At 56.4% G+C, this 10,137-nt stretch carries 8 protein-coding genes; 2 read left to right on the top strand and 6 right to left on the bottom strand.

Translation table 11 applies throughout. From position 1 onward, the window contains the following. Positions 1-213 precede the first annotated feature (213 nt). The 4 genes from hemG to pepQ are packed head-to-tail and all read right to left on the bottom strand — an operon-like array spanning position 214 to position 4,206. Complete coding sequence (hemG, locus tag LRM19_RS20400; RefSeq protein ID WP_115877030.1) at positions 214-759, bottom strand: menaquinone-dependent protoporphyrinogen IX dehydrogenase; 546 nt, start codon at positions 757-759, stop codon at positions 214-216. A 10-nt stretch (positions 760-769) separates the two neighbouring features. After that, positions 770-2,221: a Trk system potassium transporter TrkH gene (gene trkH, locus LRM19_RS20395; RefSeq protein WP_023309600.1), complete on the bottom strand. Its 1,452-nt coding sequence runs from the start codon at positions 2,219-2,221 to the stop codon at positions 770-772. Between the two features lie 39 nt (positions 2,222-2,260). Further along, the gene (locus tag LRM19_RS20390; protein WP_024908007.1) at positions 2,261-2,875 is read right to left on the bottom strand and encodes an IMPACT family protein; all 615 of its coding nucleotides are present in this window, start codon (positions 2,873-2,875) and stop codon (positions 2,261-2,263) included. Next, on the bottom strand, positions 2,875-4,206 hold the full coding sequence (pepQ, locus tag LRM19_RS20385; protein ID WP_271369704.1) for a Xaa-Pro dipeptidase: 1,332 nt from the start codon (positions 4,204-4,206) through the stop codon (positions 2,875-2,877). Before pepQ ends, LRM19_RS20390 begins: the two co-directional genes overlap by 1 nt. A 189-nt stretch (positions 4,207-4,395) precedes the next feature. On the opposite strand from pepQ, the gene fadB reads away from it, so the two are divergent. Together fadB and fadA are read left to right on the top strand one after the other, a co-directional pair. Further along, complete coding sequence (gene fadB, locus LRM19_RS20380) at positions 4,396-6,585, top strand: fatty acid oxidation complex subunit alpha FadB (RefSeq protein WP_271369703.1); 2,190 nt, start codon at positions 4,396-4,398, stop codon at positions 6,583-6,585. Positions 6,586-6,594: 9 nt separating this feature from the next. Next, positions 6,595-7,758: an acetyl-CoA C-acyltransferase FadA gene (gene fadA, locus LRM19_RS20375; protein ID WP_008501515.1), complete on the top strand. Its 1,164-nt coding sequence runs from the start codon at positions 6,595-6,597 to the stop codon at positions 7,756-7,758. A 78-nt stretch (positions 7,759-7,836) separates the two neighbouring features. Here the strand turns inward: fadA and fre are convergent, their stop codons facing one another. Both fre and ubiD read right to left on the bottom strand, forming a co-directional pair. After that, the gene (gene fre / locus LRM19_RS20370) at positions 7,837-8,538 is read right to left on the bottom strand and encodes an NAD(P)H-flavin reductase (protein ID WP_008501516.1); all 702 of its coding nucleotides are present in this window, start codon (positions 8,536-8,538) and stop codon (positions 7,837-7,839) included. Between the two features lie 42 nt (positions 8,539-8,580). Beyond that, positions 8,581-10,074: a 4-hydroxy-3-polyprenylbenzoate decarboxylase gene (ubiD, locus tag LRM19_RS20365; RefSeq protein ID WP_271369702.1), complete on the bottom strand. Its 1,494-nt coding sequence runs from the start codon at positions 10,072-10,074 to the stop codon at positions 8,581-8,583. Positions 10,075-10,137 lie beyond the last annotated feature (63 nt).

Raw genomic sequence — 10,137 nt, 5'->3', positions numbered from 1 at the left:
AGTGCAACGCGGCTTTCGCTCACCGTTGCGAGGTGGCGTATATTACGCTTTCCCGCTTCAGAGTCAAGCGTTTATTTACGCTATTCTCTGCTGACCCGGCGGCGTGTGTGCCGTTGTTCCGTGTCAGTGGAGGCGCATTATAGGGAGTTATTCCGACGTGACAAGCACAAAATACAAAAAACTTATCGTTCGCTCATTTTTCAAGCTTAACGCTTATTTAAGTCGCGAATCGCCCGTTAAATGTGCGATTTCCCGGGCAAAACTAGCCACCTGCGACCAGTCGGTATAAACCACTTCTTTACGCGTATCGGTTTCACCTCCGGTCATCTTCATAATAAGACGGATCATAAAGCGGTCATACCAACGATAACGAGGGTAGCGCAGCGCGCCGGCAAAGACAGCGCAAAGGTCTGGCTGCCACGGCGAGCTGAGTAAAAACTTGCGCGTGTAGCTGTTAGTCTGCGGCGTACGCTTCTCTGCTTTACGTGCGACCAGATTTACCGAGTAAAACGCTCCGGGCAATTTATTGAGCACCGCGGTGTGCTTTTTCACAAAGCGATCCAGCGCCGGATGGAAATGCCCGTAACGAATTGACGCGCCAATTACCACGCGATCGTAATCCTGCCAGGCTATCTGATCCGCACGGTTCAGGTTTACCACATCCGAATATATCCCCAGTTCTTTGAGTTCAGATGCCAGATACGCGGCAATCTCACGCGTTTGCCCGTCTCGCGTAGAGAAAAGAATGAGTGTTTTCATCAACGGCTCCTTACTCGCGCCAGAATGTAGGGGTGAAGAGCACCAGCAGCGTAAAGACCTCAAGGCGACCAAACAGCATATTGGCGATGAGGATCCATTTCGCGACGGGGTTCATACTCGCAAAGTTATCCGCCACAACCCCCAGGCCAGGCCCGAGGTTATTCAATGTTGCCACCACGGACGCAAAGGCGGAGAAATCATCCACACCCGTCGCGATAATCGCCAGCATACTGACGATAAAGACCAGCGCATACGCCGAGAAGAATCCCCACACCGCTTCGAGGATACGTTCCGGCAGCGCGCGGTTCCCCAGCTTAATGCTGTAGACCGCGTTCGGGTGGACCAGGCGCTTCAGCTCACGGTTGCCCTGCTTAAACAGCAGCAGAATACGAATTACCTTCAGGCCACCGCCCGTGGACCCCGCACAACCCCCAATAAATGCAGAGCATAAAAGCAGCACCGGCAGGAACAGCGGCCAGCGCGCGATGCTGTCGGTGGTAAACCCGGCGGTCGTCGCCATCGATACCACCTGGAAGAACGCCTGATTAAGCGTGGTCAGCGCGGAGTTGTAGACATCATGGAACCACAGCACCAGGGTACAGATGATCACCAGCGTAAGCTGGACGCCAATGAACATGCGGAACTCAGGATCGCGCCAGTACACCTTCAGGCTGCGTCCGCTCAGTAAAGAGAAGTGCAGGCCGTAGTTACAGCCAGAGATCAGCAGGAAAATGGCAATGATAGTGTTAATCGTTGGGCTGTCGAAGTAGCCCACGCTGGCATCGTGGGTAGAGAACCCGCCAATGGCAATCGTCGCGAAACTATGTCCGATGGCGTCGAAAGCAGGCATCCCGGCAAACCATAGCGCCAGCGCACAGGCTACCGTCAGCAAGACATAAATCAGCCACAGGGTTTTCGCCGTCTCGGCAATACGCGGGCGCATCTTGTTATCTTTCAGCGGCCCGGGCATTTCGGCGCGATAGAGCTGCATGCCACCAACGCCCAGAATAGGGAGAATAGCCACCGCCAGGACGATGATCCCCATACCGCCGAACCACTGCAGCATCTGGCGATAAAAGAGAATCGCGTGCGGAAGCGAATCCAGCCCGACCAGCGTCGTCGCCCCAGTGGTTGTTAAACCTGAGAACGATTCAAAAAAGGCATCCGTGATGCTCAGATTAGGCTGTTCAGAGAAGATAAAGGGCAGCGAACCGACGCTCCCCAGCACCGTCCAGAACAGGACCACAATCAAAAATCCTTCGCGAGATTTCAGTTCACCTTTCTGACGACGGTTTGGCCACCACAGCAGCGAGCCAATCGCCAGCGCGACAAAGAAGGTCTGGGTGAATGCCCGCCCCGCACCGTCCCGGTAGATAAGCGCCACCAGTCCTGGGAGAATCATCGTCCCGGAAAAGAGTATGACCAGCAGTCCAACGATTCGGGTTATGGCACGAAAATGCATCTCTGCCGCTTCCTTTGGTATTCAAAAGTGAGGTGGGGATTATTCTTCAATCGGCAGCAATTGCAACGAACCACGACTAAAATCAGCCAGTTTTGCTGAAAAAGCAGCCAGCTCTGCCTGAGGAAGCGCCACGCGTAATTGCACCATTGCCTGATATTCGCTGTGTGCGATGACACCGTTAAACTGCCGCAGCAGCGCTTCAATACCCGATAGCTGGGCGTAATCGCATAATAAAGTATATTCGGTAAGCGGCGTTTTGCGGGTAGTGACCAGCATATTAAGCGCCTGCTGCACGCCCCCGCCATAGGCTTTTACCAGCCCACCGGTGCCTAACAAAATGCCGCCGTAGTAGCGCACCACCACGGCGGTTATTTCGCCCACGCCGCTGCCCATCAGCTGCGAAAGCATAGGCTTACCGGCCGTGCCCGCCGGTTCACCGTCGTCGGAAAACCCCAGCTGTTGTGAATCGTCCGGCGGCCCTGCTACCCACGCCACGCAGTGGTGGCGGGCGTCAGGATGCTCAGCCCGAACGGACTCGACAAACGCCTTTGCCGCCTCTACGCCGTCGGTATGCGCCAGCAGCGTAATAAAGCGGCTTTTCTTGATTTCCTCAACAAAGGTGACCGGTTCAGCCGGTATCAGCCAGCTTTCCATCAGGCCAGCTTCAGGTCTCGCGTCATGTTCTCGATACCGTTTTCATGAACCACAACGTTATCTTCGATGCGAATACCGCCAAACGGCTTCAGCGCGTCAATTTTTTCCCAGTTGAAGTGCTTGCTGAACTGGCCTTCACGCCACGGCGCCAGCAGGGATTCAATAAAGTAGATCCCCGGCTCAATCGTCAGCACCATACGCGGCTCCAGAATACGGGTGCAGCGCAGGTAAGGATATTTAGACGGTGCCGCCAGGTGCGTGCCGGTATCATCCTGCATAAAGCCCGCAACGTCGTGAACCTGCAGGCCCAGCGGGTGGCCGATACCGTGCGGCATGAATGGCCCGGTCAGATCGTTCTCAACCATCGCCTCTTCGCTCATGTCTTTCACAATCTGGTGCTTACGCAGCAGTTTGGCGATGCGCTGATGGAACTGGATGTGGTAATCCACATAGCTGGTGCCCGCCTTCATGGTGCCAATAAGCGCCAGCTGTTCATCGTTCACGTCTTTAATAAGCTGCGCGAAATCGGTATCCGCATTCGCCGCCCAGGTACGGGTCAGGTCAGCCGCGTAGCCGTTATATTCTGCCCCTGCGTCCAGCAGGAAGCTGCGCATTTCCGACGGAACATGGTGATCCAGTTTGGTGTAGTGAAGCACAGACGCGTGCTCATTCAGCGCGACGATGTTGCTGTACGGCACGTCGGTATCGCGATGACCGGTGGCGGTCAGGTACGCCTGGTTGATATCGAACTCGCTCATGCCGGACTGGAAGGCTTCATGCGCCGCACGGTGACCGTTCACCGCGGTCTTTTGCGCTTCACGCATGCAGTAAAGTTCGTAGTCGGTTTTATACGCGCGGTAATAGTGGAGGTAATTCAGCACCCCTTTCGGGTTGAGTTTGTCTGCCGCAATATCCAGGCCTAATGCACGCTCCGGAACAGGGCCAATATAAGCGATGTTGCCACGCGCGGCAGGCAGCTGGCTGCCAATGCCGTCCGCTTTTGGCAGCGCAATCACCTCAATTTCTTCCGTCCAGAAAGAGGTCGGCAGCGGCTCAACGTTGTGCCAGTAATCAACCGGCAGGTAGAACCACAGTTTCGGCTTGTTCACACCATCTACCAGCAGCCAGCAGTTGGGAACCTGCGTCACCGGCACCCAGGCCTTAAACTGTGGGTTCACCTTAAACGGATAAGCGTGGTCATCCAGAAAGGTATTCATTAGCTCGCCGGAGTGGATCAGCAGCGCATCCAGCTTAAAACGGGCCAGTACATCGCGGGTACGGTCCTGTAGGGTAACGATATGATTTTTATAAAGCGAAGCCAGTGAGTCCATCATTATTCCTTTCGTTTTTTGACCTCAAGTCATCGCATCTTAGCACACCTCACTCCGGCTGCGTGATTTCCACCGACCGTGATCAATGCAGCATTTTCTTAATGAGTAATTTGCATTTTATTAACATAAATCCCACACTCCGATTCATCTGGTATGACCAGATCCAATTGCTGGATTCAGGAGACTGACATGCTCTACAAAGGCGACACCCTGTACCTCAACTGGCTGGAAGATGGCATTGCCGAACTGGTGTTCGATGCCCCCGGCTCAGTGAACAAGCTTGATACCGCGACGGTGGCCAGTCTTGGCCAGGCGCTGGATGTTCTTGAAAAACAACCTGAATTAAAAGGGCTGCTGCTGCGTTCGAACAAAGCGGCCTTTATCGTCGGTGCCGATATCACCGAGTTCCTTTCGCTATTCCTGGTTCCGGAAGAACAGTTGAGCCAGTGGCTGCACTTTGCCAACAGCGTCTTTAATCGTCTGGAAGATCTGCCTGTCCCGACCATTTCCGCCGTTAACGGTTATGCGCTGGGCGGTGGCTGCGAATGCGTGCTGGCGACCGACTACCGCCTGGCGACGCCGGACCTGCGCATCGGCCTGCCGGAAACCAAGCTGGGCATCATGCCGGGCTTTGGCGGCTCCGTGCGTATGCCGCGCATGCTGGGTGCCGACAGCGCCCTGGAGATCATTGCCGCAGGTAAAGATGTCGGCGCCGAACAGGCGCAGAAAATTGGCCTGGTCGACGGCGTTGTAAAACCTGAGAAGCTGGTTGAAGGCGCACTTACCATTCTGCGTCAGGCAATCAACGGCGATCTCGACTGGAGAGTCAAACGTCAGCCGAAGCTGGAACCGTTAAAACTCAGCAAGATTGAAGCCACCATGAGCTTCACCATCGCCAAAGGCATGGTGATGCAGACGGCGGGTAAACACTACCCGGCGCCGATCACGGCGGTGAAAACCATTGAAGCGGCTGCCCGCCTTGGTCGCGATGAAGCGCTGAAGCTCGAAAATCAGAGCTTTGTCCCGCTGGCGCACACCAATGAAGCCCGCGCGCTGGTCGGTATCTTCCTTAACGATCAGTTCGTGAAAGGGAAAGCCAAACAGCTGACTAAAAACGTTGAGACGCCAAAACATGCGGCGGTACTCGGCGCGGGGATTATGGGTGGCGGCATCGCTTACCAGTCGGCCTGGAAAGGCGTGCCGGTAGTGATGAAAGACATCAGCGAAAAATCCCTGACGCTGGGCATGACCGAAGCGGCCAAGCTGCTGAATAAACAGCTGGAGCGCGGAAAAATTGACGGGCTGAAGCTCGCGGGCGTGATCTCCACCATCCAGCCCGTGCTGGAATACAGCGGTTTTGATCGTGTCGACGTGGTGGTCGAAGCCGTCGTCGAGAACCCGAAGGTCAAAAAAGCGGTGCTGGCGGAAACGGAAGACAAGGTTCGCCCGAATACCGTGCTGGCCTCTAACACCTCCACCATTCCGATTAGCGAACTGGCGAGTGTGCTCAAGCGTCCGGAAAACTTCTGCGGTATGCACTTCTTCAACCCGGTACATCGTATGCCGCTGGTAGAAGTGATCCGCGGGGAAAAAACCTCTGACGAAACCATCGCCAAAGTAGTGGCGTGGGCCAGCAAGATGGGCAAAACCCCGATCGTTGTTAACGACTGCCCGGGCTTCTTCGTCAACCGCGTGCTGTTCCCTTACTTCGCCGGATTCAGCCAGCTGCTGCGCGACGGAGCGGACTTCCGCAAAATCGACAAAGTGATGGAAAAGCAGTTCGGCTGGCCGATGGGCCCGGCGTATCTGCTGGACGTTGTAGGCATTGATACCGCCCACCACGCCCAGGCGGTGATGGCGGCAGGCTTCCCGCAGCGCATGCAGAAAGACTATCGCGACGCCATTGACGCGCTGTTCGACGCTAACCGCTTCGGCCAGAAAAACGGTCTGGGCTTCTGGCGCTATAAAGAAGACAGCAAAGGCAAACCGAAGAAAGAAGAAGATGCCGCGGTGGATAGTCTGCTGGCCGACGTTAGCCAGCCAAAACGCGACTTCACCGACGATGAGATCATCGCCCGCATGATGATCCCGATGATCAACGAAGTGGTGCGCTGCCTCGAAGAAGGCATCATCGCCAGCCCGGCAGAAGCCGACATGGCGCTGGTTTACGGCCTGGGCTTCCCTCCGTTCCACGGCGGCGCGTTCCGCTGGCTGGACACGCTCGGCAGCGCCCGCTATCTCGATATGGCTCAGCAGTATCAGCACCTCGGCCCGCTGTATGAAGTGCCGGAAGGTCTGCGTAGCAAAGCGCGCCATAACGAACCCTACTATCCCGCAGTTGAGCCAGCCCGTCCGGTTGGCGAGCTGAAAACGGCTTAAGGAGTCACAATGGAAAAGGTTGTCATTGTTGATGCAATTCGCACCCCGATGGGCCGTTCAAAAGGCGGCGCGTTCCGTAACGTGCGTGCGGAAGACCTCTCTGCGCACCTGATGCGTAGCCTGCTGGCGCGTAACCCGGCGCTGGATCCGGCTGCGCTGGACGATATCTACTGGGGCTGCGTGCAGCAGACCCTGGAGCAGGGCTTCAACATCGCCCGCAACGCGTCGCTGCTGGCGGAGATCCCGCATTCGGTTCCGGCCGTCACCGTCAACCGCCTGTGCGGTTCATCAATGCAGGCGCTGCACGACGCGGCACGCATGATCATGACCGGTGATGCGCAGGCCTGCCTGGTGGGCGGCGTCGAGCACATGGGGCACGTGCCGATGAGCCACGGGGTCGATTTCCACCCGGGGATGAGCCGCAACGTGGCGAAAGCTGCGGGGATGATGGGTCTCACCGCCGAGATGCTTTCTCGTCTGCACGGCATCAGCCGCGAAATGCAGGATGCCTTTGCCGCGCGCTCTCACGCTCGCGCATGGGCGGCGACGCAGTCCGGTGCCTTTAAGAATGAGATCATCCCGACCGGCGGTCACGATGCAGACGGCGTTCTGAAGCAGTTCAGCTACGACGAAGTCATCCGCCCGGAAACCACCGTAGAAGCGCTTTCAACCCTGCGCCCGGCGTTTGATCCGGTTACCGGTACGGTTACGGCAGGGACCTCGTCAGCGCTGTCCGACGGTGCCGCGGCGATGCTGGTGATGAGCGAAAGCCGTGCCCGCGAGCTGGGATTAACGCCTCGCGCCCGCGTGCGTTCGATGGCGGTTGTAGGCTGCGATCCTTCAATCATGGGTTACGGCCCGGTTCCGGCCTCGAAGCTGGCGCTAAAAAAAGCGGGATTAACCGCCAGCGACATCGATCTGTTTGAGATGAATGAAGCGTTCGCAGCGCAGATCCTGCCGTGTATAAAGGATCTGGGGCTGATGGAGCAGATCGACGAGAAGATTAACCTCAACGGCGGCGCGATCGCCCTCGGTCACCCGCTGGGCTGCTCCGGGGCGCGTATCAGCACGACGCTGATCAACCTTATGGAACGCAAAGATGCCCAGTTTGGTCTGGCAACGATGTGTATTGGGCTGGGTCAGGGTATCGCGACGGTGTTTGAGAGAGTGTGATAAAAAACCGGGTCGCAAATGCGACCCGGCAGAAGTTTAGTTGCCGTTCTTCCCGCCTGTCAGGGGCGGGCTTTTTACTTAAATGAAGGCAAACGCATCGCCAAACAGGCGGTCTTCACGCGCGTCACGTTCGTTACAGAACAGATCACGGGCAATTTTCGCCATCTCAAAACGGCCAGCGATATAGATATCGTGTCCTGCCAGCGTGCCGTGATCCTGCAGCACCGCCGTCAGCACCGTCCCGCTACGCCCGCGCCAGCCCTCTTCCGGCTGCTCAACCACCGGCTCAATGCGTAGGTTAGGATGGGTTACGCTCAGCGCTTCCAGTTCAGACAGGTCATACAGGTGTTTCTCTTCACGGCCACCCCAGTAAATGGTGATGTCACGGTCCGGGTTACGCGCCAGGGCGGTCAACAGAATGGATCGCACGTAGGAGAAGCCTGTACCACCGGCAATCAGGATCAGCGGACGGTCTTCGTCATCGCGCAGCCACGCATCGCCGTGCGGAATATCCACCACGATTTCACGTTCCTTCAGGATCCGATCCATCACCGCCATTGCATACAGGTTAAGCTCTGACGCACCAATATGAAGCTCAATAAATTCCTGCTCCGCTGGCGTGGAGGCCATGGAGAAAGGACGCTTATCACGCTCATCCATCACAACCATCAGGTACTGACCCGCGCGGAAAGAGAATGGCGCTTCTGGCACTAAACGGACGCGATATACGGTGTCGGTGATGGCATCTACCGAGGTCACTTTACAGCTTAAGGTTGTCATTCGCTCTCTCTGTCGGGAAGTCTATAGGGCTTAACGGTCAGCTCAGGGTTTACCGTTATTCATTATGGCCAGCTCGTCCCAGATCGCGTCAATGCGCGCGGTCACAGCAGGATCTTTTTTGATCGGGCGACCCCATTCACGGTCGGTTTCGCCAGGCCATTTATTTGTGGCATCCAGTCCCATCTTTGAGCCAAGACCGGAAACCGGCGAGGCAAAATCCAGATAATCAATCGGCGTGTTTTCGACTAACACCGTATCGCGCGCCGGGTCCATTCGCGTGGTAATGGCCCAGATTACGTCATTCCAGTCGCGGGCGTTAACGTCATCATCGCAGACAATAACAAATTTGGTATACATAAACTGGCGCAGGAAAGACCACACGCCCATCATCACGCGTTTCGCGTGACCAGGATACTGCTTCTTCATCGTGACCACCGCCATGCGATACGAGCATCCTTCAGGCGGCAGATAAAAATCAACAATTTCCGGGAACTGCTTTTGCAGAATCGGCACAAACACTTCGTTCAGCGCCACGCCCAGTACCGCGGGTTCATCCGGTGGACGCCCGGTATACGTGGAGTGATAAATCGCATCTTCACGCTGCGTAATGTGCGTTACGGTGAACACCGGGAAGTTATCCACTTCGTTGTAATAGCCGGTGTGGTCGCCGTAAGGGCCTTCTGGCGCCATTTCACCCGGTTCAATGTAACCTTCCAGCACAATTTCTGCACTGGCCGGGACTTCGAGATCGTTAGAGATACACTTCACAACTTCCGTTTTCGTCCCGCGGAGCAGGCCTGCAAAGGCATATTCCGAGAGCGTATCCGGTACGGGTGTGACGGCCCCCAGAATGGTGGCCGGATCGGCGCCCAGGGCGACAGATACCGGGAAACGTTCACCCGGGTGTGCAGCACACCACTCCTGAAAATCCAGCGCGCCGCCGCGATGCGACAGCCAGCGCATGATGAGCTTATTCTTGCCAATCAACTGCTGGCGGTAAATACCAAGATTCTGGCGTTCTTTGTGCGGGCCACGCGTGACGGTCAGTCCCCAGGTGATCAGCGGCGCAGCATCTTCCGGCCAGCACTGCATGATAGGGATTTTAGTCAAATCAACCGCATCGCCTTTCAGCACCTTCTGCTGGCACGGCGCGCCGCGCAGGCGTTTGGTGGGCATGTTCAGCACCTGCTTAAACTGCGGCAGCTTGTCGAACAGATCGCGGAAGCCTTTCGGCGGCTCCGGCTCTTTCAGGAAGGCCAGCAGCTTACCGACTTCACGCAGCGCCGTGACGTCTTCCTGCCCCATCCCCAGTGCGACGCGACGCGGTGTACCAAACAGGTTGCACAGAACCGGCATTGAGTAACCTTTTGGATTTTCAAACAGTAATGCGGGGCCACCGGCACGCAGGGTGCGGTCAGCAATTTCTGTCATCTCCAGATAAGGATCAACAGGAAGTGTAATACGCTTGAGTTCACCCTGCTTTTCCAGCAGCGTCAGGAAGTCGCGGAGATCGTGGTATTTCATGCAGTTAATCATGGCCTCTCTGTAAGCGCTTCATTATACGGCGTAAGCCTGCTTGATGCTGTAATTTTGTTAAAT

The organism is Enterobacter sp. PI-10, assembly GCF_027947695.1.
In the GTDB taxonomy this organism is placed as follows: domain Bacteria; phylum Pseudomonadota; class Gammaproteobacteria; order Enterobacterales; family Enterobacteriaceae; genus Enterobacter; species Enterobacter vonholyi.
The sequence above is the reverse complement of the archived record's forward strand: the minus strand, read 5'-3'. Positions and strand labels throughout refer to the sequence as shown.